The following is a 23,224-nucleotide window of genomic DNA, read 5'->3' as shown; positions in this document are numbered from 1 at the left end:
CTCGGTCGTCGAGGGAGCGGAGCAGGACGAGCCGTCCGTTCGCCCGCTCGACGGCCGGGCCGTCATCATGATCTCCACCGACATCATCCGGCCGCCCCGCTCCGCCGGGCGGCTCTTCGACGTGAAGCTGCTCATCGGCGTGCTCGTCGTCGCCGCGCTCCTGGTCCTCTCCCTCTTCACCGGTGTGTACGACGTCACGGGCGCGGAAGACGGCGCCCAGATGTTCCAGATCACACGCGTCCCCCGCACGATCGCGCTCGTGCTCGCCGGTGCCTCGATGGCGATGGCGGGTCTCGTGATGCAGCTGCTCACTCAGAACCGCTTCGTCGAGCCGACCACCACCGGGACGACCGAGTGGGCGGGGCTCGGGCTCCTGATGGTGATGATCCTCGTGCCGCAGCCGTCGCTGCCGCTGCGCATGGCCGGCGCGGTGCTCGCGGCGTTCGTCGGCACGATGGTGTTCTTCGCGTTCCTCCGTCGCGTCGCCCTCAAGTCCTCCCTCATCGTCCCGATCGTCGGCATCATGCTCGGCGCCGTGGTCGGCGCCCTGTCGACGTACCTCGCGCTGGCCACCAACTCGCTGCAGATCATCGGCGTCTGGTTCGCCGGCAGCTTCACCTCGGTGATGCGCGGTCAGTACGAGATGCTCTGGATCGTCGCGATCATCGGAGTGATCATCTTCATCGTCGCCGACCGCCTGACCATCGCCGGTCTCGGCGAGGAGATCGCGACGAACGTCGGCGTGAACTACAACCGGATCATCCTGCTGGGCACCGTGCTGATCGCGGTCACCACCGGTGTCGTCACGGTGGTCGTCGGCAACCTGCCCTTCCTGGGGCTGATCGTGCCGAACATCGTCTCGATGGTGCGCGGCGACGATCTGCGCAGCAACCTCCCGTGGGTGTGCCTGCTCGGCATCGCGATCGTCACGGTGTGCGACATCATCGGACGCACGATCATCATGCCGTTCGAGGTGCCGGTGTCGCTGATCCTCGGCGTCGTCGGTGCCGTCGTGTTCGTGCTCCTCCTGCTCAGGCAGCGTCGCCGTGGGTAGCGGCGCGATGAGTCGGATGGCGACGGCTGGCCCGGCGCGGTCGGCGGGCGCATTCACGACCCCGCGCGCGCGACGGCGCTATCTGATCGTCCTCGGCGTCCTCCTCGTCCTCGCCGCGGGTTCCGGCTTCGGGCTGCTCGCCTGGGGCAACCCGATGCCGCCGGGATCCACCGGGTTCTGGCGCATCGCTCAGCACCGCGCGACCGACGTCACCGTGATGGCGCTCGTCGCCGTCGCCCAGGCCGTCGCCACGGTGAGCTTCCAGACCGTCACCAACAACCGCATCATCACGCCGTCGATCATGGGCTTCGAATCGTTGTACCGCGTCGTGCAGACCTCGACCGTGTATCTGTTCGGGGTGGCCGGCATCGTGGCCATCCAGGGCATCGGCCAGTTCGCGATCCAGGTGGCGATCATGGTCGGCCTCGCCGTGGCCCTGTACGGATGGCTGCTGTCGGGACGCTACGGCAACCTGCAGATCATGCTCCTGGTGGGCATCGTGATCGGGGGAGGCCTCGGGGCGATCTCCACGTTCATGCAGCGTCTGCTCACCCCCAGCGAGTTCGACGTGCTCGCCGCCCGGCTGTTCGGCAACGTGTCGAACGCCGACGCCTCGTACCTGCCGCTGGCGATCCCGCTGGTGGTCGCGGCGTCCGCGCTGCTGTGGCTCCGATCGCGCCGGCTCAACCTCACGGCCCTGGGCCCGGATGCCGCGCGCTCGCTCGGCGTCGACCATCGGCGCGAGCTGTTCATCGTGCTGTTCCTCGTCGCGGTGCTGATGGCGACGTCGACGGCGCTGGTCGGACCGATGACGTTCCTCGGCTTCCTGGTCGCGACGCTCGCGTATCAGTTCGCCGACACGCACGACCATCGGCTGATCTTCCCCGTCGCGGTGCTCACGGCCTTCACGATCCTGGCCGGGGCGTACTTCGTGATGAAGAACATCTTCTACGCGCAGGGCATGGTGTCGATCCTGATCGAGCTGGTCGGCGGCACGGTGTTCCTCATCGTCATACTCAGAAAGGGCAGGCTGTGATCGCACTCGACGGCGTCCGCCGGGACTACAGCAGCGAGGTCGCGATCGGCCCCGTCGATCTCGAGATCCCCACGGGCGGCATCACCGCCCTCATCGGCCCGAACGGCGCGGGCAAGTCGACGCTGCTCACCATGATCGGACGCCTGAGCGGCATGGATGCCGGCGCGATCGAGATCGCCGGACTCGACGTGGCCTCGACCAAGTCGAAGGACCTGGCGAAGGTCGTGTCGATCCTGCGCCAGGAGAACCATTTCGTCACGCGGCTGACCGTGCGTCAGCTCGTCGGCTTCGGGCGCTTCCCGCACTCGAAGGGCAGGCTGAACCGCGGCGACGAGGAGATCATCAGCCAGGCGATCGACTTCCTCGACCTCGGCGCGCTGGAGGGCCGCTACCTGGATGAGCTCTCCGGCGGGCAGCGTCAGCGGGCGTACGTCGCGATGGTCCTCGCGCAGGACACCGAGTTCGTGCTGCTCGATGAGCCCCTGAACAACCTCGACATGCGGCACGCCGTGCAGATGATGAAGCACCTGCGGCGTGCGGCCGAGGAGCTCGGGCGCACGATCGTCATCGTGCTGCACGACATCAACTTCGCCGGGCATTACGCCGACCACATCTGCGCCATGAAGGACGGCGCGGTCGTGGAGTTCGGCCCGCCCGCCGAGATCATGACCGACGAGGTGCTCACGCGCGTCTTCGACACCCCGGTACGCGTGGTCGACGGCCCGTCGGGACCCCTCGCCGTGTACTACTGAGCGTTCCGCGTGGGCCGGTCAGAGTTCGATGCCGTGGTCCTCGTCGTTGACGCCGGCGTTGTTGCCGCGGCGCGACTCGTAGCCGAGGAACCAGCCCAGCCACACGATCGCGGCGAGCAGCACGCCGAGCCAGACGTTCTGGAAGATCAGCCCGAGCACGACGCCGACGATCAGCAGGCCGACGGTGATGGAGATGCGCAGCGCGGTACGGGACATGGCCTCAGCTTAGAGGGACCGCTCAGCGGTCGCGATGGTCTTCCGGCGCGAGGCGAGGGCCGCGGCGCGGCTCCTGGATGCCGGTGGCGAAGATGAGGCGGATCACCCGCTGACGCTGACCCGCCCACGGCGCGAGGAGCTCGAGCATGCCGTCGTCGTCCGTGCGCTTCCCGGTCAGGGCATGACCCACCTCGTGCGCGAGGTGGTAGTCGCCGACGCTCACCGCATCCGGATCGCCGAGCGCGCGGATGCGGGTCTCGGCCGAGGTCCAGATCCCCACGCCGGGAAGGCTCGTGAGGATGCGGTCGCGGTCGGCACCGGTCGCAGCGGCGCGGACGGCCCGGGCGATGCGATCGCCGCGTTCGGCGGCGCGGACCAGGGTGCGCGATTGCGGCGGCTCGACGCCGGCGCGGTGCCACGCCCAGGACGGGATGCGGTGCCACTGCGCGGCGGAGGGCGCGGCGAACATCGGTCGTGGCGTCGGGCCGGGCGCGCGTTCGCCGAACCGGGAGACGAGCCAGCGCCACGCGCCGAAGGCCTGCATGCCGGTGACCTTCTGCTCGATGATCGCGCACGCGAGCGCGTCGAACACCTCGTCGGTGCGGGTGAGGCGAAGGCCGGGATGGCGGCGGGCGGACTCGGCGATGAGCGGATGCTGCGACGCGTCGAAGTCCGCGGCGTCGTCGTGGGCGCCGCAGAGTGCGGGCACGAGGTCGAGGGCGTGGCCGGCTCCGGGGCCCCAGGCGCTGGCTCTGACCTCATCGCCCGCGGCGCGCAGCGCGAGGGTGGAGGGGCCGGCGGGCGTGCGCACGGCGCGCCAGATCGCGGGTCCGTCGATCACGGTCGTCGGATCGGTGCCTCCGCGTCGGAGCATGCCGACGGTCCGGCGGAGATCGAGGTCGTGCGGAGGGCGGTAGACCGTGTCCCGACGGACATCCGCGGACGCGGCATCGGCCGGTGGGGAGTGCGCGGTCAGGGTCATGCGCCCACCCTACGCGCAGGTCCTGACACGGACCCGCGTGCGCTCAGAAGCGGTCGGGCGAGGGGGTGCCGTGACCGTAGCGGATCACGACGTCGGCGTGACGGTCGAAGCGGTAGCCGATGCCGCGCACCGTGCGGACGATGTCCTCGTAGCGGCCGAGCTTGGCGCGCAGGCGGCGCACGTGCACGTCGATCGTGCGCTCACCGGGCGTCTCGTCGTCCTGCGCCTGCCAGAGGGCGGAGACCAGTTCGCTGCGCTCGATCGTGCGGCCCTCGCGGAGCACGAGGTACTGCAGCAGCTCGAACTCCTTGTACGTGAACGCGGCGGACTCGCCGTCGATCAGGACGCGCTTGCGGGAGATGTCGACGGTGACGCCGCGCTCCTCGTCGACCGTGTCCTCCTCGGCGGCGGCCTTGGTGCGCGCGATGGCACCGGGCTCCTGCAGGGCGAGGCGGACGACGTCGAGGTCGCGGCCTCCCGAGCCGTGCGGGGCGAGGGCGACCGTGGCGTGGGTCTCGGCGCCGGGGGCGAGCTCGGCGAGCGTGCGGCGCAGGGCGTCGACGAGGAGCGGGAGGCTCACGCCGGCTTCGGCGGCCTTGATCTCGTCGAGGCCGACGTACAGGGCGAAGCCGCGGGGGGAGCGGACGGCGGGGAGGTCGGCTCCCGACGTGGGCAGCGGAGCGGCGGCTTCGGACTGCGTGCGGATCGCGGCGGTGGTGGCGGGACGCTCGAGAAGTGCGGTGTTCGACATGATGATGAAGTCCTCAGGACGTGAGCCCGAATCGAGCGGGGCTCTGATGCGTTGCATGAATGACCGGCGGAGCCGGGAAGCGAGCAAGGGTGGATGCTCGGAGACTCTGACCTCGCAGATGGCGAGGAGTCAGGTCAGGCGGGGTGGCTGTTCGTTCAGCGACACATTCGGCAACACATGCCAACGCGACCGGGCATCATCATCCCGGCAGTCCTGTTCGCCTCCTGGGCGGACAAAGGGCTTGCGTTGGTGGTCATGGGGGGATTATGTCCGACCATGACCCCTCATGTCAAAACGCCCGGGCGTCCATGGGCGGGCGTAACGTGGATCGAATGACGATCTCGCACACTGTCGACGGCTTCATCCTGACCGATGAGAAGGATGCCTCGCGCTACACGCTCATGCGCGACGGCAAGCTCGTGAGCGTGCTCGACTATCGCGACGACGGTCACACGATCGCGCTCACCAGGGCCTTCACGGTCCCGACTTTCCGGGGCAAGGGCTATGCCGGGAAGGTCGTGGAGGGGGCGGTGGCGGAGATCGAGGAACGCGGTGATCGCAAGGTCGACGCCGTGTGCTGGTACGTCGCCGACTGGTTCTCCGCACACCCGGAGCATGCCGGGCTGCTGCGGACTCGATGACTTCCTCGTCGTATGACGCACTGTTACGCCCGGTTCCTGCCAGGATGAGGGCATGAAACTCGCCGAGGCCCTCACCGCACGCGCCGATCTGCAGCGCCGCATCGAGCAGCTGCGTGCGCGCATCGTCGCGAACGCCCGGTACCAGGAGGGGGAGGAGCCGGCGGAGGACGCCGCGGCGCTCATCGCCGAGGTCGACGCCGCTCTGACCGAGCTCCGCGAACTCATCCGACGCATCAACGCCACCAATGCGCGCCTCGACCTCGGTGCGGACGGCACCATGACCGATGCGCTGGCGGCCCGCGATGTGCTGCGCCTGCGGCACTCGGTGCTGACCGATTCCGCGGCAGCGGCATCCGGTGCCGGCGACCAGTACCTGCGCCAGATGCGGTCGGAGCTCCGGCAGATCTCCGCGCTTCCGGTCGCGCAGCTGCGATCCAGGGCGGATGCCGTCGCGCAGGAGCTGCGCGAACTCGACAACCGCATCCAGCAGGCGAACTGGTCGAACGACCTCGAGGAGGAGAGCGGAAGTCGGTAGTCGCGACGAAGCGGGCACAACCCTCAGCCGGCGGGGCAAGTCCGGCACCTGTGGGCGGAGGGCAGCCCTGATATCGCATCGCGCAGCCCCGCACGCCGCACAGGTGATGGTGCACAGAGCATCTCGCATCACCACGTGCCGATCGTCGTGGCGAGGGTGGGTCAGGGGACCTTCCGCTTCCTCCTCGAACACCATGCGATAGAATGGAGTTCTGCTCAGCCCCGTTGGCTGAGGTGGTCAGGCGCGCAGCGGGCGCGCTGATCCGAGGCTCGAAACCTCCGGCATCCTCATCAGACACCGGAGGTTTTTCCATGTCGTCTTCCCTGCGTGCCCGCCCCCGTTCCCGGTGGTGGGCGCTCATCGTCATCTCCCTCACGCAGTTGGTCGTCGTCCTCGACGGGACGATCGTGAACATCGCGCTGCCCCGTGCCCAGGCGGCCCTCGGCCTCAGCGACGGGCAGCGTCAGTGGGTCGTCACCGCCTATGCGCTGGCGTTCGGCGCGCTCCTGCTGCTCGGCGGCCGGATCGCCGACTACGTCGGACGCAAGCGCATCTTCCTGGTCGGCATGGTCGGCTTCGGTGCGGCATCGCTGTACGGCGGGCTCGCACAGCAGGGGTGGGAGCTGATCCTCGCCCGCGGACTGCAGGGCGCCTTCGCCGCACTGCTCGCGCCCGCCGCCCTCGCCCTCCTCACCGTGACGTTCCCCTCGGGGCGCGAGCGGAACACCGCGTTCGCCGTCTTCGGAACCGTCGCCGGAACCGGAGCGGCCGTCGGACTCCTCCTCGGCGGGGTGCTCACCGAATTCGCCGACTGGCGCTGGTGCCTGCTGGTCAACCTGTTCTTCGTGGTGGTCGGGGTGGTCGGCGGCGCTCTCTTCCTGACCGAGAGCAGGGCGGAGGGTGACAACCGCTACGACGTCTGGGGAGCGCTCTTCGTGACCCTCGGCCTCGGTGCATTCGTCTACGGCTTCAGCCTCGCCGAGAACGGATGGGGCGAGCCGCTGACCATCGCCTTCCTCGCCATCGGGCTCGCGCTCCTCGGGATCTTCGTGTGGGTGGAGAGTCGGGTCGCGCAGCCGCTGCTGCCCCTTCGCGTGGTGGCCGACCGGGTGCGGGGAGGAGCTTTCCTTATCCAGGGCGTCGCCGGCGCGATCATGATCGGCGCGACGGTCTACCTGACGTTCCACCTGCAGTTCGTGCTGGGGCTGGGGGCGCTGCAGGCCGGTCTCGCCAGTCTGCCGTTGCCGCTCGCGACGATGGCGCTCGCCCCGGTGGCGACCAAGCTGCTTCCCGTGATCGGTCCGCGGCCGCAGCTGATCGTCGGGCCCGTTGTGGCCGCGGTCGGCCTGTTCCTGCTCTCCGGCATCACTCCGGACGGCGCCTACCTCGTGCAGATCGCACCGGGGCTGGTGCTGCTCGGCATCGGCATGGGGTTCATCTTCATCCCGCTGCAGAACCTCGCGCTCTCGGGCGTCGCCCCGCACCACGCGGGGGTGGCGTCGGCCGTCGCGAACTCGGCGATGCAGATCGGCGGATCGATCGGTCTGTCGGTGTTCACGGCGGTCTACGCGGCGTCGGTCGGCGGCCGCGCGCAGGGTGAGGTCTCGCCGCACCAGCTCACCGACGCCTACGGCTGGATCTTCCTCGTCGCCGCGATCCTCATGCTCGCGGCCTCGGTCATCGCGACGGCCATGGTGCGCGGCACGAAGGAGGAGCTGCTTCCCTCGCAGAACACCCCTGTCGTCGCCGGGCACTGATCCACCGGCCGCGGCGGTCGCGATCCTCAGTCCAGGAGCGACTGCCGCGGCACGCCTCGGACGGAATGTCGGAGGTCGTTCGTACCGTGTGAGTATGCGAATCCTGCACACCTCCGACTGGCACATCGGCCGGACGTTCCATGGCAACTCGACCATGGACGCGCTGGCCGAGGTGCTCGGGGCGCTCACGGTGCAGGTTCGTGAGAACGCGGTCGATGTCGTGGTCGTGGCGGGCGACGTGTTCGACTCCGCGACTCCGTCCGGTGCCGCCTACACACTCCTCGGCGACGCCCTGGTGTCGTTGCACGAGACCGGCGCCCGGGTCATCGTGACGAGCGGCAACCACGATTCCGCCGCCCGGCTCGGCTTCCAGGCCCGGCTGCTGCGCGAGGGCATCCACGTGCTCACCGACCCGCTCGCGGTCGGCGTGCCCGTGACCATCGCCGACGCGCACGGACCGGTGCAGTTCTTCGGCATCCCCTACCTCGAACCCGCGATCGTCCGTCAGCACTGGCCGGAGGGCGACAGCGAGGGGCGCCAGCTGCGCACGCAGGCACAGACCATGGCCCACGCGATGGATCTCGTCCGCACGGGCATGCAGGAGCACGCGGGGCGCTCCGTCGCGATCGCGCACTGCTTCGCGGCCGGTGTCGACGCGACGGCCGGACTCGAGCGCGAGGTCCGCCAGGGCGGTCTCGACGTCGTTCCGCTGAGTGTGTTCGACGGGCCCGACTACGTGGCGCTCGGCCACATCCACGGCCGGCAGCAGCTCAGCGACCGCGTTCGCTATGCGGGCGCCCCGCTGCACTACAGCTTCGGCGAGCAGCACAAGCCGCGGGGATCCTGGCTCGTCGACATCGGCGCCGAGGGGCTCGCCGCGGTCGAGTGGCTGGAGCTGCCGGTGCCGCGCCGTCTCGTCACGCTCACGGGAGCGCTCGACGAGCTGCTGTCGCCCGACCTGGTCGCCGAGCATGCGGGGGACTGGGTGTGCGCCGTCTACACCGATGCGGTCCCGCAGACCGAGCCGATGCGACGCCTGCGCGAGAGCTACCCCTACTGCGCCATGGTGCAGCATCAGCCCACCGTCGTGGCCGAAGCCGACGAGCGGTCCTATGCGCAGCGGCTGCGCACCGCGGTCACCGACGCCGACCGCATCGAGGCCTTCCTCGAGCATGTGCGCGCGGGGCACGGTCCGACCGAGGCGGAGGGCGAGCTGATCCGCGCCGTCCTCGACGACCGGGTGCGGGCAGAGGCCCTCGTCTAGATGCGTCTCCATCGCCTGGAGGTCGAGGGGTTCGGCCCGTTCCGCTCGCGGCAGATCGTCGACTTCGACGCCTTCGCCGACGACGGCATCTTCCTCATCGCCGGTCGCACCGGTGCCGGCAAGTCGAGCATCCTCGACGCGGTGTGCTTCGGCCTCTACGGCGGGGTGCCGCGCTACGACGGCGGCGAGAAGCGCCTCCGCAGCGACCACTGCGAACCGGACGACCCGTCCGAGGTGGTCGTGGAGTTCAGCACGCCGGCCGGGCGGTTCCGTGTGACCCGTTCGCCCGAGTACCTCCGACCCGCCAAGCGCGGCGGCGGCATGACGAAGCAGGCGTCCGCCGTGGCGCTCGACGAGTGGACGGATGGCGGGTGGGTCGGTCGCGCCGCGCGGGCCGTCGACGTCGGCAACGAGCTCGACGAGATCCTGCAGCTCAGTCGCGAGCAGTTCCTCCAGGTGATCCTCCTCGCGCAGAACCGGTTCTCGGAGTTCCTGCTCGCGGGGAGCAAGGATCGCCAGGCGCTGCTGCGGCGGCTGTTCGGCACCCAGCGCTTCGAAGACGTGCAGGCGCGGTTCGACGAACGTCGCCGCGCGGCGGAGCAGGCCCTCGGTGCCCGACTCGCGACGGTCCACGCCCGTGTCGAGGAAGCCGAACGTCTCGTGGCCGCCGGCGGACTGTCCGGCGACGCGGAGGGCGACCTCGAGCCGCCGGCGGAGGCCCCATCGGCTCTGCTCCCGGTCGACGAAAGACTCGAGGAACTCCGGCGAGCGAAGGCACGCGCCGACTATCGCGCGGAACGCCGTGGCTCGGAACAGGCCGATGCGGAGAAGCGGTCGGCGGCGGTGGACACGCAGCTGTCCGCGACGCGTGAGGAGCAGCGCGCCCAGCACGAACGCGACCGCGCCCGCGCCGCGCTCGAGCGGCTCGACGCGGAGACCCCGCTGATCGATGCGGCAAGAGCCGAGCTCGCGGCTGCTCGTGCGGCCGAGGCCCTGCGGTCGACGATCGCCGCCGCCACACGTGCTCGCACCGCGCTCGCCGACGCATCCGCGGACGAGCAGCGGGCGCGCGAGGGCTGGGAGGCCTGGGGGATCCCGGTCGACGGCGACCTCGAGACCTGGGCGGCCGAGCGCACCAGGGAGAGCGGTTCCTGGGAGCGGGCTCGCGAGCTCGAGGAGCAGGCGCCGGCGCTCGATGTCGCTCTGCAGTCCGCGGAACAGGCCGTCGTCGCCGCGACCGCGCGCGTCGACGCCGGAGAGGCGGAGCGGTCGTCGCTCCCCGCCGCGGCGGCCGACCTGACGGCGGAGCGCGACGAGACACGGCGCATCGCGGACCGTGCGGATGACCTCCGGGCGGCCGCAGACGTGGCAGCGGCCCGGCACGCGGCGGCACGCGAGGAAGAGCGGCTGCGCGTCGCCCAGGCGGCCGCCGACCGCGATCTCACCGAGGCCACCGCCGCCCACGCCGCCGCGCAGACGGCGCTCGCCCAGCTGCGGCAGCGGCGGACCGACGGCATGGCCGGCGAACTGGCCTCGACCCTGCGCCCGGAGCACCCGTGCCCCGTCTGCGGTGCTCTCGAGCATCCGAGCCCCGCCACGCACGTCGATCCGGTCTCCCCGGACGACATCGCCGATGCCGAAGCCGTCCGCGACGCCGCGGCACAGCGGGAGCGTGAGCTCGCCACGGCGTCCGCGAACCTGCTCGCGGAACTCGCCGCAGCCACCGCCCGCGCGGACGGACGGAGCGTCGAACAGGCCGAGCAGGAGCTCGCCGAGAGCACTGCCGCGCACGCAGGCAGTCTCGCCGCGGCGGAGCAGCTGAAGACGCTCGACGCGCGGCTGGGCGAACTCGCCGCCCGCGTCGAACGGCTGGAGACGCAGAAGGCGGATGACGCTGCGGCCCTCGCGGAGGCGCGGGAGCAGCACGCCCTGATGCGGCAGCGGAGCACGGAGGCACGCGAGCTGATCGCCGAGGCCCGCGGCGGATTCGACACCGTCGCCGCCCGCCTCGCCGATACGGCCGAGAAGATCGCCGCGGCGCGCACCCTCGCCGAGGCGATCGCGGAGCGCACCCGACGCGCGCAGGTTCTCGCCGAGGCGGAGGCCGAGCAGGGCGCGGCGCTCGCCGACTCCGCGTTCGACGATGCGTCGGCCGCCGAGGAGGCGCTGCGTTCGAGCGCGGCGCAGGACGCGCTCGACGCGCGGATCGTCCAGCACGCGGGGCAGCGGGAGAAGGAACGCGCCATCCTGTTCGACCTCGAGCTGCGCACGCTTCCCGAGGAGCCGATCGACCTCGCCCCGGTGGAGGAAGCAGCGGCCGCCGCCCGCGCGGTCTGGACGGCCGCTGTCGACGAGGCCGCCCGCGCCGCGAGCGTCGCCGAGCGGCTCGGCGATCTGATCGAATCGGCCGCGACGGAGCATGCACGAACCGCCGCCGAGGCCACGGAGTTCGAGGTGCTGCAGAACCTCGCCGACACGATCGCCGGGCGCGGTGCGAACACCCGGAAGATGACGCTGGAGACCTTCGTCCTCGCCGCCGAGCTCGAGGAGATCGTCGAGGCGGCGAACCGCCGGCTGCACGACATGTCGACGGGGCGCTATCAGCTGCAGCACTCCGACGCCCTCGCCGCCCGCGGTGCGGCCTCCGGCCTCGGCATCGTGGTCTCCGACGCCTTCACCGGGCAGACCCGCCCGCCGCAGTCACTGTCGGGCGGTGAGACCTTCCTCACGTCGCTCGCCCTCGCGCTCGGCCTCGCCGAGGTCGTGACGGCGAGAGCCGGGGGCATCCGCCTCGACACGCTCTTCATCGACGAGGGGTTCGGCTCCCTCGACGGCGACACGCTCGACGTCGCGATGCGCACACTCGACGAGCTGCGGCAGGGCGGCCGGACGGTCGGAGTGATCAGCCACGTCGAGGCCATGCAGGAGCAGATCCCCGCTCAGCTCACGGTGCGCGCGCTGCCCAACGGGCCGAGTCTGATCGAGGCCCGCTGACGCGCGGAGCACAGCGCCGAAGCGCCGCTGCTCAGACCCCGTACTCGTCGCGGATGAAGTCCCGCAGCTGCACGCTGCAGCGAGCGACGGCTTCGCGCCAGTCCGTGAGCGCGCCGTCCTCCGCCTGATCGGACACGGCCCGGAAGACACGGATCGGCACACCGAACTGCTCGGCGACCCAGATGTAGGCGTAGGTCTCCATGTCGACCAGCGCGGCACCGGACGGACGGATCACGGCGGTGACCTCGGCATCCTCCACGAAGTGGTCGCCGGTCGCGATCAGCACGCCCTCGCGCCCGGTCGAGACCCGCGCCGGCAGCGAGACGTGCTGGCCGGCGACGCCGTCGAGGTCGGTGACGTCGTGCTGGAAAGCGGTGCCGACCTCGTGGACCGTGGCCTCGAGCTCGGGGTCGATCGCCCCGGCGGTGCCGACCACCACGATCTCGTCGTAGACCTTGGCGTCGAGCGCGCGGGTGAGGGCGAACGTCGCCTGCAGCTTGCCCGGACCGCTCACGAGACGGTCGAAGCCCTCGAGCTCCTGGGGGAAGGCGGACAGTTCGGAGGCGAGAGCAGCGAGGAGGAGTTTCACTGCCCCATTCTCTCAGGTCCGACCTGACAGGATCGCACGCGCCGCGGCGTCACCCGCCCGTAACACGGAGGGGCGATACTGATTCGAGGACAAGACGGAGGATGACATGTCGTTGCAGCAGCAGATCTCTGAGGACCTCGGCGTCAATCCCGAGGTCGAACCCGAGGCCGAGGTCGAGCGCCGGGTCGGGTTCCTCGCCGACTACCTCCGCGCGACCGGCGCGAAGGGTTTCGTGCTCGGCATCTCCGGCGGACAGGACTCGACCCTCGCCGGACGTCTGGCGCAGCTCGCGGTCGAGCGGGTCCGCGCCGAGGGTGGCGAAGCGAAGTTCCTCGCTGTGCGGCTGCCCTACCGCGTGCAGCACGATGCCGCGGACGCCGAGGCGGCGCTGGAGTTCATCGCCCCGGATGCGTCGGTCGAGGTCAACATCCAGAACGGCGTCGACGGGGTCGAAGAGGACATCGAGTTCGCGGTCACGAGCGACATCAGCGACTTCAACCGAGGCAACATCAAGGCCCGCGTGCGCATGGTCACGCAGTACGCCCTGGCCGGCCACGACGGACTCCTCGTGATCGGCACCGATCACGCCGCCGAGGCGGTGACCGGCTTCTACACGAAGTTCGGCGACGGCGCGGCCGACATCCTCCCGCTGTCCGGGCTCAGCAAGCGGCAGGGCCGTGCGCTGCTGAAGTTCCTCGACGCTCCGGATCGATTGGCGTTCAAGGTGCCGACGGCCGACCTCCTGGACGGCCAGCCCGGCCGCGCCGACGAGGACGAGCTGGGCCTCACCTACGAGCAGATCGACGACTTCCTCGAGGGGCGGCCCGTCGACCCCGAGGTGGCCGGGCGCATCGAGGCGCGCTACCTCGCGACGCAGCACAAGCGGCACCTCCCGGTGACCCCCGACGACTCCTGGTGGCGCTGACCCCACGGCCCCGGAGGAGCGTCGCTTTCGCCCGTGTCGGATGCCGCGGATAGTGTCGAAGCATCCGACAGAACGGGAGCATCGTGCGGATCGACACTCAGGCGCAGCGCGTCATCTGGAGCGCGAGCGACCTCAAGGCGGCCGCCGAGTGCGAGTTCGCGTGGTGTCGGGCGATCGACGCGAAGCTGGGGCGCGTCCCCGCGGTCGAGGAACCGGAGGACGCGACCCTCAAGCGCGCCGCCGAGCTCGGCGATGTGCACGAGCAGAACGTGCTCGCCCGCTACATCCACGACCTCGGCGACGCGGAGGTGCATCGCATCGAGAAGGTCTCCTCGGTCGACGCCGAGGCTCTTGCCGCAGCCGTCGACGAGACCGTGGCGGCACTGCGCTCCGACGCGCTCGTGGTCTTCCAGGCGGCGTTCGCGACCGAGGAGTTCGTCGGCTTCGCCGACTTCCTGCGCAAGGACGACGACGGGCGCTGGCGGGTGCAGGACTCGAAGCTCGCGCGCAAGGCTCGTGTGACCGCGCTCATGCAGCTCGCGGCATATGTCGATCAGCTCGACCGGCTCGGCATCCCGCGCTCCGACGAGGTCGACCTGATCCTGGGCGACGGCACGCTCAGCACGCACGCCGTGGACGACCTCCTGCCGCTCTTCCAGGTGCGGAGAGCGCGACTGCGCGCGCTCATCGCGGACCGGCGCATCGCCGACGGTTCGACCGGCGCGCCGCTCGCCTGGGGCGATGATCGGGGCGACCTGCAGGTCGTGGCCTGCGGTCGCTGCGCGACGTGCGAGGAGCAGGTGCTGGCGCACCGCGACCTGCTGATGGTCGCGAGGATGCGCCCCGTTCAGCGGGCGCGTCTGCGTGCTTCGGGCATCGAGACGATCGATGCGCTGGCTGCGGCCCCCGAGGCGCCGGAGGGGATGAACACCGACACCTTCGAGAACCTGCGTGCCCAGGCGCGGCTGCAGCTCCGTGCCGATGCGGAGGGCGAGCCGACCTACGACGTGCACTACGCCCAGGCGATCCACACGCTCCCGCTCCCCAGCCACGGCGACATCTTCTTCGACTTCGAGGGCGACCCGCTCTACACCGAGCCCGCCGCCGACGGCGAGGCGCACTGGGGGATCGACTACCTCTTCGGATGGGTCGACAACGCCGACCAGTACTCGGAGCTGTGGGCACACACCTTCGCCGACGAGAAGCGGGCGCTGGAGACCTTCCTCGACTTCGTGAACCTGCGCAGAGCCGCGCACCCCGGCATGCACATCTATCACTACGCGCCGTATGAGACGTCGCACCTCGTGGCGATGGCGGCGCGGCACGGCGTGCGGGAGGGGGAGGTCGACCGGCTGCTGCGGGAAGGCGTGTTCGTCGACCTGTACCCGCTGGTCCTGCGGACGGTGCGCGTCGGGTCGCGCTCGTACTCGATCAAGAAGCTCGAGCCGCTCTACATGGGCGACGACGTCCGCACCAGCGACGTGCAGAAGGGCGATGACTCGATCGTGCAGTACGTCGCCGCCCGCGAGCTCGCGGCGGCGGGGGAGCAGGCCGAGGCCGACGCGGTCCTGGCCGACCTCGCCGACTACAACCGCTACGACTGCGTGTCGACGCGGCGGCTGCGCAACTGGCTGATCGACATCGCCCGGCAGAAGGGCGTGACCCCCGCGCCGCCCGACGACGCCGACGAGGTCATCTACGAGCCGTCGCCGCGGTCGGTCGCGCTGCTCGCCGACGCCGAGCGTGCCGTCGAGGCCGGCGGCGACGGACTCGTGCACCGGATCGCCGCCGCGGCCATCGACTATTTCCCTCGCGAGGCGAAGAGCTTCTGGGTGTCGCACTTCCAGCGGCTGCGCGAGCCGGTGACGATGTGGGACGGCACGCGCGACGTCGTGCGGGTCGATCGTCCGTCCTCGGTCGTGCGCCGCGAGTGGAGCGTCGGGGAGGGGCGCCGGGTCATGTCCCGCGACGTCGAGATCCGCGGCGAGGTGTCCCCGGGGACGACGCTCGGCGTCGGCGCGCAGCCGTTCGCGCTCTACGAGGTGCCGGCACCGTTCGACACCGAGGTGCCGTCGAGGGCGGTCCATGTGCCCCACACCGTCACCGTGGCCGAGGTCCTCGACGACGGCTACCTCGTCACCGAGTCGGCCGTGCAGGGGCAGACGTGGGATGAGCTCCCGCTCGCCCTCACCCCGGCCGCGCCCCCGCGCGTGGTCTCGCTGCAGGGCGCCATCGACGAATGGGCCGACGCCGTCCACGCGGCGGCCCCCGGCTTCCCGGAAGACGCGGCGACCGACATCCTCCGCCGCATCCCCCCGCGCACGGTGTCGGGGAGCGCGCTGCCCGCCTCCGGCGACGACACCATCGACGCGATCGTGCGCGGCATCCTCGACCTCGACCGCAGCTACCTCGCGGTGCAGGGCCCTCCGGGAACCGGCAAGACCTACACGGGATCGCGGGTGATCGCGCGCCTGGTGAACGAGCATGGGTTCAAGGTCGGTGTCGTCGCGCAGTCGCACGCGATCATCGAGACGCTCCTGGCGCGGGTCGTCGCCGACGGGGTGGCTCCGTCGCAGGTGGCGAAGGCCCCGAAGGATCCTCACGCGGACCCGCCCTACACGGTGATCCCGAAGAGCGGCATGGCTTCCTTCCTCGGCGAGCACGCGGGCGAGGGGGCGGTGGTCGGCGGCACGGCCTGGGACTTCAGCAACACCCAGCGCGTCGAGCGCGCCGGACTCGACCTCCTCGTGATCGACGAGGCCGGGCAGTTCTCGCTCGCCTCGACCATCGCCGTCGCGGCCGGTGCGAAGCGGCTCCTTCTCCTCGGCGATCCGCAGCAGCTTCCGCAGGTGAGTCAGGGCGCCCATCCCGAGCCGGTGGACACCTCGGCTCTCGGCTGGGTGATGGACGGCGATCCCGTCGTGCGGCCCGAGTACGGGTATTTTCTGGCGAGGTCGTGGCGGATGCACCCGTCCGTGGCCGCCCCGGTGTCGAAACTCGCCTACGCCGGACAGCTCGCGTCAGCACCCGACACCGAGCTCCGATCGCTGGAGGGTATCGATCCCGGCCTGCACGTCGTGCCGCTCCGCCATCGCGGCAACGCCACCCAGTCGCCGGAGGAGGCGGCCGAGGTCGTGCGCCTTGTCCGCGATCTGCTCGGACGCACCTTCACCGACAACGATCCGGCCGCCTCGTCCCGTCCGCTCGGACAGGCCGACATCATCGTGGTGGCGCCCTACAACGCGCAGCGGCAGCTGATCCTCGACGCGCTCTCAGACGCCGGCTTCCCGGATGTCCCCGTCGGAACGGTCGACAACTTCCAGGGCAAGGAGGCCGTCGTCTCGATCACCTCACTCGCCGCATCCAGCGGGCGGGACGCGCCGCGTGGTCCGGAGTTCCTGCTGCTGCAGAACCGTCTGAACGTGGCGATCTCGCGCGCGCAGGTCGTGGCGTATCTGATCCACTCGCCGGCGCTGCTCGACGATCTGCCGTACACGCCGGAGGGCGTCGCCCGGCTCAGTGCGTTCGCCCGCCTCGTGGGGGCGGCGGACTGACGGGTCAGACGGTGCCGTAGAGGCGGTCTCCGGCGTCACCGAGTCCGGGCACGATGTAGCCCTTCTCGTTGAGGCGCTCGTCGAGGGCACCGAGCACGAGTGTGACGTCGCGGTCGCCGGCCATCGCCTCGATCGCCGCGACGCCCTCGGGCGTGCCCAGCAGGCAGATCGCGGTGACGTCCTTCGCCCCGCGGTCGAACAGGAACTGGATCGCCGCGGCGAGCGAGCCGCCGGTGGCGAGCATCGGGTCGATGGCGAAGCACTGGCGGTCGCTGAGGTCGTCGGGGAGGCGCTCGGCGTAGGTCGTGGGCTCGAAGGTCGTCTCGTCGCGGACCATGCCGAGGAATCCGACCTCGGCGGTCGGGAGCAGCTTGACGAGGCCCTCGAGCATGCCGAGACCGGCGCGCAGGATCGGCACCACGATCGGGCGGGGCTCCGAGATCTTCACGCCCATCGTCGTCGTCACGGGCGTCGTGATCTCGACGGGGCTGACCTTCACGTTGCGCGTCGCCTCGTACGCGAGCAGCGTGACGAGCTCCTCCGTGAGCTGCCGGAAGACCGGCGACGGCGTGCGCGCGTCGCGCAGCACCGAGAGCTTGTGAGTGATGAGAGGGTGGTCGGCCACGTGAACACGCATGGATACAGGGTAATGCGCCGTGCGGCCCGGCACGACATCGGCGCTCCTGCCGGGTTCGGCGGCTGTCGTAGGCTCGACCCATGACCGCTGCCGACGACCTCGCGATGCGGCGTGCGCTCGCGCTCGCGGCGGAGGCGGCGGAGGCGTCGGAGATCCCCGTCGGCGCGGTGGTCCTCGACGCCGACGGGCGCATCATCGCCGAGGGTCGGAACACCCGCGAGGCCACGCACGATCCGACCGGTCATGCCGAGATCGAGGCGCTGCGGGCGGCCGCGCAGTCCCGCGGATCCTGGAACCTCGAGGGCCACACCCTCGTGGTCACCCTCGAACCCTGCATCATGTGCGCGGGGGCGATCCTGCAGGCGCGGATCGGCCGGGTGGTCTTCGGCGCCTGGGACGACAAGGCGGGAGCGGCCGGGTCGATGTACGACGTGCTACGCGACCGGCGCCTGCCCTATCGCGCCGAGGTCGTCGGCGGCATCGAGGCGGAGGCGGCGACGTCGCTGCTGCGCGCGTTCTTCGAGCAGCGGCGCTGAGGCCCGGTCGCCGGGATCACCCCTCGACGGTCCACCACGCGACGGCCACGAGGCACGGGCCGTCATCCGTGTCCTGGTAGAAGACGTCACCGGGGAACTCCGCACCGGCGGCGACCTGCTTCTCCGCGAACGACAGGTTGATGCTCCAGTCCGGGTCGTGCTCGGTCATCTCCGGCCAGTACTCGGGGACGAAGCGCTCCGGCTCCTCGGCCGAAAGCCCTTCCCAGTCGGTCGGTTCGCGGAGCTCCGGTTCGTATCCGGCGCACACGAACGAGTCGGCGTCGCCGGCAGCCGCAGCATCGATGAGTCTCTCGGTCGTCTGGATCACGCCGGCACCGTCCGCGCCCCAGATCACGGTGTCCAGCGAGCAGCCCGACATCGTGACGACGAGCGCCGCCGCTGCCGTGACACCGAGGAGCCGTCTCGGGGAACCCACGGCTTCCTCAGTCCGAGGACTTGAGCACGAAGACGTCGGTCGACGGCTCCGGGTCGATCGCCGGGCGGTACACGTCCGGCTCGATGTAGACGACGCGTGCGACCGGGACGGCCTCGCGGATGCGCGCCTCGATCGCGTTGATGTCGTCGGCCGCCTCGCGCAGCGGCTTGTCGGCGTTGAGCGCGATCTTGGCCGCGACCATGAGCTCGTCCGGCCCGAGGTACAGGGTCTTCATGTGGATGATCTTCTCGATCTCGTCACCGGCGTTGATCGCGTCGACGATCCGGTCGTGATCGGCCTGGGTCGCGCCCTCGCCGACCAGCAGGCTCTTCGTCTCGACGCCCAGCACGATCGCGATGAGGACCAGCAGCACACCGATCATCACGGTGCCGAGCGCGTCGAACATCGGGTTTCCGGTGATCAGGGTCAGACCGACCCCGAGGAGCGCGAATGTGAGGCCCGTCAGCGCGCCCACGTCCTCGAGCAGCACGACCGGCAGTTCCGGAGCCTTCGAGCGGCGCACGAACGACACCCACGACTGGCCCTTCTCGCGCACGAGGTTGGTCTCGCGCACGGCGGTGCGCAGCGAGAACGACTCGAGTCCGATCGCGACGACGAGCACCACCAGCGGCAGCCACCACCACGTCTTGTCGAGCTCGTGCGGGTTCGTGAGCTTCTCGACGCCCTCGTAGATCGCGAAGAGGCCACCGACCGAGAAGAGGATGATCGACACGACGAACGCGTACACGTAGCGCTCCCGGCCGTAGCCGAAGGGGTGCGCGCGGTCGGCCTCGCGGCGGGCCTTCCGTCCGCCGAGCATCAGCAGCAGCTGGTTGCCGGAGTCGGCGACCGAGTGGATCGCCTCCGCGAGCATCGACGCCGAGCCGGAGAGTGCCCAGGCGATGAACTTCGCGAGCGCGATGCCCATGTTCGCCAGGAACGCCGCGACGATGGCCTTGTTGCCTCCGGATGCACTCATGGGACGAGTCTAGAACCGCCTGCCTGGGGATGTCGGAGTGCCCGCCGTAGGATGACGACATGGCTGACTCGCTTCCCTCCCTCGCTTTCCTCGGTGCCGGCTCGATGGGCGGTGCGATCCTCCGCGGGGTGGTCGCCTCGGGCATCCGGATCGACGGCGGGATCACCGCGACGAACCGCACGGCGGAGAAGGCGGCGGCGTTCTCGGGCCTCGACGGCGTCACGAGCATCGCGCTCGCCGAGCGTCCGGACGGCAATGCCGAGGCCGCGGCCGCAGCGCGCATCGTGCTGGTCGGGGTGAAGCCGGCGATGGTGCCCGACCTGCTCCGCGAGATCGCACCGCACCTCGCCGCCGACGCGATCGTGGTGAGCGTCGCGGCCGGTGTCACGCTGCAGACCTTCGCCGAGGTGCTCGGCGCGGATGCCCGCGTGATCCGCTCCATGCCCAACACGCCGTCGACCGTGCGCAAGGGGGTCACGGGCCTCGCCGCCGGTGCCGCCGTCTCGGACGATGATCTGGCGCTCGTCCGTCGCCTCTTCGAGACCGTCGGCGCGGTCGTGGAGGTGCCGGAGTCGCAGATCGACGCACTCTCCACCATCTCGGGCTCGGGTCCCGCGTACGTCTACCTGCTGATCGAGGAGTTCACGAAGGCCGCCGTCGGCATGGGCTTCGACGAGGCGGATGCCCGGCTCATGGTCGAGCAGACGTTCATCGGGGCCACCGCGCTGCTCGATGCCTCGGGGGAGGACCCGGCCGAGCTGCGTCGCCGTGTCACGAGCCCCAAGGGCACGACGGAGCGGGCGGTCGCCGTGCTGCAGGACGCGCACCTCGATCGCACGTTCGCCGATGCCGCGGCCGCCGCGCTCGCGCGTGCCAGGGAACTCGCTGCCGGAGCCTGACCATGCGACTGCGCATCGAGGGCGAGATCTGGTACTGGCGCGGACCCGCGCCGTTCCACTTCGTCACCGTGCCGCCGCCCGAGAGCGAGATGATCCACGAGGTCGCGTCGGTCGTCACCTACGGGTGGGGGATGATCCCGGCATCCGTCACGATCGGATCGACCACGGTGACCACCGCGCTCTGGCCGAAGGACGGCGGGTACATCGTGCCGATCAAGAAGGTGCTGCAGGACCGGGAGGGCCTCGGCGTCGACGACGTGGTCGAGCTCGTCCTCGACATCGACGCCTGAGGCCCGCCCGTCAACTCTCGCTGGCGACCTCGGCGAGCACCTCGGGCCAGCGACGGTTCAGGACGCTGCCGCCGAGTGCCGTGCCGCCCCACACTGCCAGGGCGCCGATGACGACACCGCACGCGAGGCTCACCCAGCCGAGGGCGGGGTTCCAGATCGCCGCGATGGCGAACCCGAGCGCCGGGGCACCGAGCACGAGGGTGATCGGACCGATGATGATCATCGCCAGTAGCGACTGCACCCCGCCGGACGAACCGCGTCCGAACGGGTTGGCCTCCGGTGCGGGAGCGCGTCCCGGGAGGAAGCTGCCCACCCAGGCTCCGGCGCCCGCGGAGACCGCCGTCAGCCCGATGGCCGCCCCGATGCTGGCGGGCAGCAGGTCCAGGCGCCCGGCGACCAGGCAGGTGGCCACGCACAGCGCGAGCGTCACGGGCACGGCGATCAGCCCGAAGCCGAGCAGCCTTCCCGCCCGGTCCGCGGCTCCGCTCACGCCGCCCAGGATGTGGGCGGCGATCGCATCGTTGTCGTAGGCGATCGCCATCTGCATGATCGTGCCGGTGAGCAGGGCGTTGATGGAGGGGATCAGGGTGATCGCGGGCGCGAACCCGACCGATTCGTCCTGGAGGCCGTTCATCAGCGCGAGCCCGATGAAGATCGCCGGCAGCAGCAGGAGCATCACGATGTTCACCACCTGCCGAGGGTCGCGGCGGAAGTACCGCAGCGTGCGGGCGGCGATGGCTCCGACCGGGGTGGCGGGGAGCATCCGATCCAGGATGCCGCCCGAGCGGACCCGGCCGCCACCGCTGCTCTGGATCGGCGAGACGAGGCGTGCGGCCAGCAGGGCCTTCGACGCGAACCACAGGGCGGCGACTGTCGCGAGGGCGATCAGCAGACGGAGGGCCGCCGCGACCAGGTCGCCCTGAGCGACGGATGCGGGGACCCCGAACACGGCGCCGACCGGCGTCCACGCGGCGATGTCGGCGACCGCGGCGAAGGCTCCGCCCACATCGCCGACCCGGGTGAGGGCCCCGATGCCGAGATTGAGCAGCAGACCCGACGACGCGGCGAGCACCACCCCGAGCGTCAGCACCAGGTCACGGGTGCTGCGCCGTGCCAGCCACCCGGCGAGGATCCCGCTCACGACGCGGGCGCCCAGCACGGAGGTGACGACAGCGACGGGGATCATGACCAGGGCGGTGAACAGGGCGGGGAGGCTCACGGACCAGCCGAGGAGCATCAGCACCAGGGCGAAGGTCGTGCCGATGCCGCCGATCGTGGTGGTCCCCGCGACAGTGAGGCCCGGGAGCAGCGACCGGGCGGTGACCGGCAGCAGGGCGAACCGCTCGGGAGCCAGCGAGTCGTCACCGCTGACCAGGATCGAGCCGATCCACCAGCCCAGGACGATCACGGAGCCGGTCAGCACGATCGCCGTGACCGCGGCGTCGGGGGCGGCGAAGCGCAGCGCCACGAGTCCCGCGGTCAGGCCGGCGAGGAAGCCCAGGGCGATCATGCCGGTGATGATCAGCGTGACGATCATCCACGGGTTGCGCGACAGCTGATGACGCAGCTGCCGCCAGCGCAGGCTTACGAGGAGCGCAACCACGCGAGCGTCTCCGTCCCGAGATCGTGTGCGCCCACCAGCGCGAGGAACCGCTGCTGCAGCGACAGGCCCGCCCGCACCTCGTCGAGGGGACCGTGCGCGAGCAGCCGCCCCTCGGCGACGATCGCGACCCGGTCGCACATCGACTCGACGAGTTCCATCACGTGGCTGGACAGCACCACCGTGCCGCCGCCCGCGACGAACGCCTTCAGGATCTGGCGGATCGTCTCGCCCGAGACCGGATCCACCGCCTCCAGCGGCTCATCGAGGATCAGCAGTCGCGGCGCGTGGATCAGCGCGCACGCCAGACCGATCTTCTTGCGCATGCCCGCCGAGTAGTCGACGACGAGCTTGTCGCTCGCATCGGCGAGTCCGAGCGCGACGAGGAGCTCTTCGCTGCGCGCCGTCACCTCCGCCTCGGCCATGCCCCGCAGCAGGCCCGTGTACCGCAGCAGCTCCGCCCCGCTGAGCCGGTCGAGCATGCGGATGCCGTCGGGGAGGACGCCCATGTGCGCCTTCGCGGCCGCGGGGTCCTGCCACACGTCCGCGCCGAGGACCCAGGCGGTTCCGGCGTCCGGGCGCAGCAGCCCCGTCGTCATGGCCAGAGTCGTGGTCTTGCCCGCGCCGTTCGGGCCGAGGAGACCCAGCATCGATCCGGCCGGCACGTCGAGCGAGAGGCTGTCGACGGCGACTTTCGGCCCGAACTGCTTGCGGAGCCCGCGAAGGGCGAGGACGGGCGGAGCCGCGGTGGGGTCGGTCATGGCTCCATCCCACCACGCGGCCGGGGTGGAGGACAT

22 protein-coding genes are annotated in these 23,224 nt (G+C 70.8%); 13 read left to right on the top strand and 9 right to left on the bottom strand.

The window, feature by feature from the left end:
* Positions 1-67 precede the first annotated feature (67 nt).
* Genes AC07VM_RS11195 through AC07VM_RS11185 form a run of 3 tightly spaced genes read left to right on the top strand, consistent with a single transcriptional unit; the run spans position 68 to position 2,842 of the window.
* Complete coding sequence (locus AC07VM_RS11195; protein ID WP_267417364.1) at positions 68-1,054, top strand: ABC transporter permease; 987 nt, start codon at positions 68-70, stop codon at positions 1,052-1,054.
* A gap of 7 nt (positions 1,055-1,061) precedes the next feature.
* A complete protein-coding gene (locus AC07VM_RS11190; protein WP_494911215.1) occupies positions 1,062-2,090 on the top strand; it encodes an iron chelate uptake ABC transporter family permease subunit in 1,029 nt (342 codons plus the stop codon).
* Positions 2,087-2,842 carry an iron ABC transporter ATP-binding protein gene (locus AC07VM_RS11185; protein WP_267417366.1) on the top strand — a complete coding sequence of 252 codons (756 nt, stop codon included), beginning with the start codon at positions 2,087-2,089 and terminating at the stop codon, positions 2,840-2,842. Before AC07VM_RS11190 ends, AC07VM_RS11185 begins: the two co-directional genes overlap by 4 nt.
* An 18-nt stretch (positions 2,843-2,860) precedes the next feature.
* Here AC07VM_RS11185 and AC07VM_RS11180 read toward each other — a convergent pair whose 3' ends face one another.
* From AC07VM_RS11180 to AC07VM_RS11170, 3 genes are read right to left on the bottom strand one after another with little or no spacing between them, the layout of a single operon-like run.
* Positions 2,861-3,058: a hypothetical protein gene (locus AC07VM_RS11180; RefSeq protein ID WP_267417367.1), complete on the bottom strand. Its 198-nt coding sequence runs from the start codon at positions 3,056-3,058 to the stop codon at positions 2,861-2,863.
* 22 nt (positions 3,059-3,080) lie between these two features.
* The gene (locus AC07VM_RS11175; RefSeq protein ID WP_494911213.1) at positions 3,081-4,040 is read right to left on the bottom strand and encodes a DNA-3-methyladenine glycosylase family protein; all 960 of its coding nucleotides are present in this window, start codon (positions 4,038-4,040) and stop codon (positions 3,081-3,083) included.
* A gap of 43 nt (positions 4,041-4,083) precedes the next feature.
* Complete coding sequence (locus tag AC07VM_RS11170) at positions 4,084-4,791, bottom strand: winged helix-turn-helix domain-containing protein (protein WP_267417369.1); 708 nt, start codon at positions 4,789-4,791, stop codon at positions 4,084-4,086.
* A gap of 332 nt (positions 4,792-5,123) precedes the next feature.
* On the opposite strand from AC07VM_RS11170, the gene AC07VM_RS11165 reads away from it, so the two are divergent.
* The 5 genes from AC07VM_RS11165 (at position 5,124) to AC07VM_RS11145 (ending at position 11,982) form a co-directional block, all read left to right on the top strand.
* Positions 5,124-5,432: a GNAT family N-acetyltransferase gene (locus AC07VM_RS11165; RefSeq protein WP_267417370.1), complete on the top strand. Its 309-nt coding sequence runs from the start codon at positions 5,124-5,126 to the stop codon at positions 5,430-5,432.
* A gap of 52 nt (positions 5,433-5,484) precedes the next feature.
* Complete coding sequence (locus AC07VM_RS11160; protein WP_494911212.1) at positions 5,485-5,967, top strand: DIP1984 family protein; 483 nt, start codon at positions 5,485-5,487, stop codon at positions 5,965-5,967.
* A gap of 311 nt (positions 5,968-6,278) precedes the next feature.
* Positions 6,279-7,724: an MFS transporter gene (locus tag AC07VM_RS11155; protein ID WP_494911210.1), complete on the top strand. Its 1,446-nt coding sequence runs from the start codon at positions 6,279-6,281 to the stop codon at positions 7,722-7,724.
* Positions 7,725-7,818: 94 nt separating this feature from the next.
* Positions 7,819-8,988, top strand: a complete 1,170-nt coding sequence (locus AC07VM_RS11150) for an exonuclease SbcCD subunit D (RefSeq protein ID WP_494911209.1) — start codon at positions 7,819-7,821, stop codon at positions 8,986-8,988.
* The gene (locus tag AC07VM_RS11145) at positions 8,989-11,982 is read left to right on the top strand and encodes an AAA family ATPase (RefSeq protein WP_494911208.1); all 2,994 of its coding nucleotides are present in this window, start codon (positions 8,989-8,991) and stop codon (positions 11,980-11,982) included.
* A gap of 31 nt (positions 11,983-12,013) precedes the next feature.
* Here the strand turns inward: AC07VM_RS11145 and AC07VM_RS11140 are convergent, their stop codons facing one another.
* Positions 12,014-12,571 carry a phosphorylase family protein gene (locus tag AC07VM_RS11140; RefSeq protein WP_267417375.1) on the bottom strand — a complete coding sequence of 186 codons (558 nt, stop codon included), beginning with the start codon at positions 12,569-12,571 and terminating at the stop codon, positions 12,014-12,016.
* Positions 12,572-12,677: 106 nt separating this feature from the next.
* On the opposite strand from AC07VM_RS11140, the gene nadE reads away from it, so the two are divergent.
* On the top strand, positions 12,678-13,496 hold the full coding sequence (gene nadE, locus AC07VM_RS11135) for an NAD(+) synthase (protein ID WP_267417376.1): 819 nt from the start codon (positions 12,678-12,680) through the stop codon (positions 13,494-13,496).
* 83 nt (positions 13,497-13,579) lie between these two features.
* A complete protein-coding gene (locus tag AC07VM_RS11130) occupies positions 13,580-17,050 on the top strand; it encodes a TM0106 family RecB-like putative nuclease (RefSeq protein WP_494911205.1) in 3,471 nt (1,156 codons plus the stop codon).
* A gap of 4 nt (positions 17,051-17,054) precedes the next feature.
* Here AC07VM_RS11130 and upp read toward each other — a convergent pair whose 3' ends face one another.
* Positions 17,055-17,687, bottom strand: a complete 633-nt coding sequence (upp, locus tag AC07VM_RS11125; RefSeq protein ID WP_220173979.1) for a uracil phosphoribosyltransferase — start codon at positions 17,685-17,687, stop codon at positions 17,055-17,057.
* 80 nt (positions 17,688-17,767) lie between these two features.
* Here upp and tadA point away from each other — a divergent pair, with 80 nt between their 5' ends.
* Complete coding sequence (tadA, locus tag AC07VM_RS11120) at positions 17,768-18,223, top strand: tRNA adenosine(34) deaminase TadA (protein WP_267417379.1); 456 nt, start codon at positions 17,768-17,770, stop codon at positions 18,221-18,223.
* 16 nt (positions 18,224-18,239) lie between these two features.
* On the opposite strand, the gene AC07VM_RS11115 is transcribed toward tadA, so the two are convergent.
* Both AC07VM_RS11115 and AC07VM_RS11110 read right to left on the bottom strand, forming a co-directional pair.
* Positions 18,240-18,659, bottom strand: a complete 420-nt coding sequence (locus tag AC07VM_RS11115; RefSeq protein WP_267417380.1) for a hypothetical protein — start codon at positions 18,657-18,659, stop codon at positions 18,240-18,242.
* A 7-nt stretch (positions 18,660-18,666) separates the two neighbouring features.
* Positions 18,667-19,638, bottom strand: coding sequence for a cation diffusion facilitator family transporter (locus AC07VM_RS11110; protein WP_494911203.1), 972 nt, complete (start codon positions 19,636-19,638; stop codon positions 18,667-18,669).
* Positions 19,639-19,697: 59 nt separating this feature from the next.
* On the opposite strand from AC07VM_RS11110, the gene proC reads away from it, so the two are divergent.
* Positions 19,698-20,537 (top strand): pyrroline-5-carboxylate reductase, encoded by an 840-nt coding sequence (gene proC / locus AC07VM_RS11105; protein WP_494911201.1) that lies wholly within the window; start codon positions 19,698-19,700, stop codon positions 20,535-20,537.
* Between the two features lie 2 nt (positions 20,538-20,539).
* Positions 20,540-20,827, top strand: a complete 288-nt coding sequence (locus tag AC07VM_RS11100; protein WP_267417383.1) for a DUF1905 domain-containing protein — start codon at positions 20,540-20,542, stop codon at positions 20,825-20,827.
* Between the two features lie 10 nt (positions 20,828-20,837).
* Here AC07VM_RS11100 and AC07VM_RS11095 read toward each other — a convergent pair whose 3' ends face one another.
* Together AC07VM_RS11095 and AC07VM_RS11090 are read right to left on the bottom strand one after the other, a co-directional pair.
* On the bottom strand, positions 20,838-22,430 hold the full coding sequence (locus tag AC07VM_RS11095) for a hypothetical protein (RefSeq protein ID WP_494911200.1): 1,593 nt from the start codon (positions 22,428-22,430) through the stop codon (positions 20,838-20,840).
* A complete protein-coding gene (locus AC07VM_RS11090; RefSeq protein WP_267417386.1) occupies positions 22,412-23,188 on the bottom strand; it encodes an ABC transporter ATP-binding protein in 777 nt (258 codons plus the stop codon). The genes AC07VM_RS11095 and AC07VM_RS11090 overlap by 19 nt, the downstream gene beginning before the upstream one ends.
* Positions 23,189-23,224: the final 36 nt, after the last annotated feature.

It is taken from the genome of Microbacterium sp. GW821-FHT01D02, from assembly GCF_059422585.1.
Note: the sequence above shows the minus strand (reverse complement) of the source record. Positions and strands in the feature narration are given on the sequence as shown.

What these genes read in the sequence shown, in the direction of transcription:
- AC07VM_RS11160 (WP_494911212.1), top strand. Translation starts at nt 5,485, where the DNA reads ATGAAACTCGCCGAGGCCCTCACCGCACGCGCCGATCTGCAGCGCCGC.
- tadA (WP_267417379.1), top strand. Translation starts at nt 17,768, where the DNA reads ATGACCGCTGCCGACGACCTCGCGATGCGGCGTGCGCTCGCGCTCGCG.
- AC07VM_RS11195 (WP_267417364.1), top strand. Translation starts at nt 68, where the DNA reads ATGATCTCCACCGACATCATCCGGCCGCCCCGCTCCGCCGGGCGGCTC.
- nadE (WP_267417376.1), top strand. Translation starts at nt 12,678, where the DNA reads ATGTCGTTGCAGCAGCAGATCTCTGAGGACCTCGGCGTCAATCCCGAG.
- AC07VM_RS11145 (WP_494911208.1), top strand. Translation starts at nt 8,989, where the DNA reads ATGCGTCTCCATCGCCTGGAGGTCGAGGGGTTCGGCCCGTTCCGCTCG.
- AC07VM_RS11155 (WP_494911210.1), top strand. Translation starts at nt 6,279, where the DNA reads ATGTCGTCTTCCCTGCGTGCCCGCCCCCGTTCCCGGTGGTGGGCGCTC.
- AC07VM_RS11170 (WP_267417369.1), bottom strand. Translation starts at nt 4,791, where the DNA reads ATGTCGAACACCGCACTTCTCGAGCGTCCCGCCACCACCGCCGCGATC.
- upp (WP_220173979.1), bottom strand. Translation starts at nt 17,687, where the DNA reads ATGCGTGTTCACGTGGCCGACCACCCTCTCATCACTCACAAGCTCTCG.
- AC07VM_RS11100 (WP_267417383.1), top strand. Translation starts at nt 20,540, where the DNA reads ATGCGACTGCGCATCGAGGGCGAGATCTGGTACTGGCGCGGACCCGCG.
- proC (WP_494911201.1), top strand. Translation starts at nt 19,698, where the DNA reads ATGGCTGACTCGCTTCCCTCCCTCGCTTTCCTCGGTGCCGGCTCGATG.
- AC07VM_RS11165 (WP_267417370.1), top strand. Translation starts at nt 5,124, where the DNA reads ATGACGATCTCGCACACTGTCGACGGCTTCATCCTGACCGATGAGAAG.
- AC07VM_RS11150 (WP_494911209.1), top strand. Translation starts at nt 7,819, where the DNA reads ATGCGAATCCTGCACACCTCCGACTGGCACATCGGCCGGACGTTCCAT.
- AC07VM_RS11180 (WP_267417367.1), bottom strand. Translation starts at nt 3,058, where the DNA reads ATGTCCCGTACCGCGCTGCGCATCTCCATCACCGTCGGCCTGCTGATC.
- AC07VM_RS11175 (WP_494911213.1), bottom strand. Translation starts at nt 4,040, where the DNA reads ATGACCCTGACCGCGCACTCCCCACCGGCCGATGCCGCGTCCGCGGAT.
- AC07VM_RS11190 (WP_494911215.1), top strand. Translation starts at nt 1,062, where the DNA reads ATGAGTCGGATGGCGACGGCTGGCCCGGCGCGGTCGGCGGGCGCATTC.
- AC07VM_RS11090 (WP_267417386.1), bottom strand. Translation starts at nt 23,188, where the DNA reads ATGACCGACCCCACCGCGGCTCCGCCCGTCCTCGCCCTTCGCGGGCTC.
- AC07VM_RS11110 (WP_494911203.1), bottom strand. Translation starts at nt 19,638, where the DNA reads ATGAGTGCATCCGGAGGCAACAAGGCCATCGTCGCGGCGTTCCTGGCG.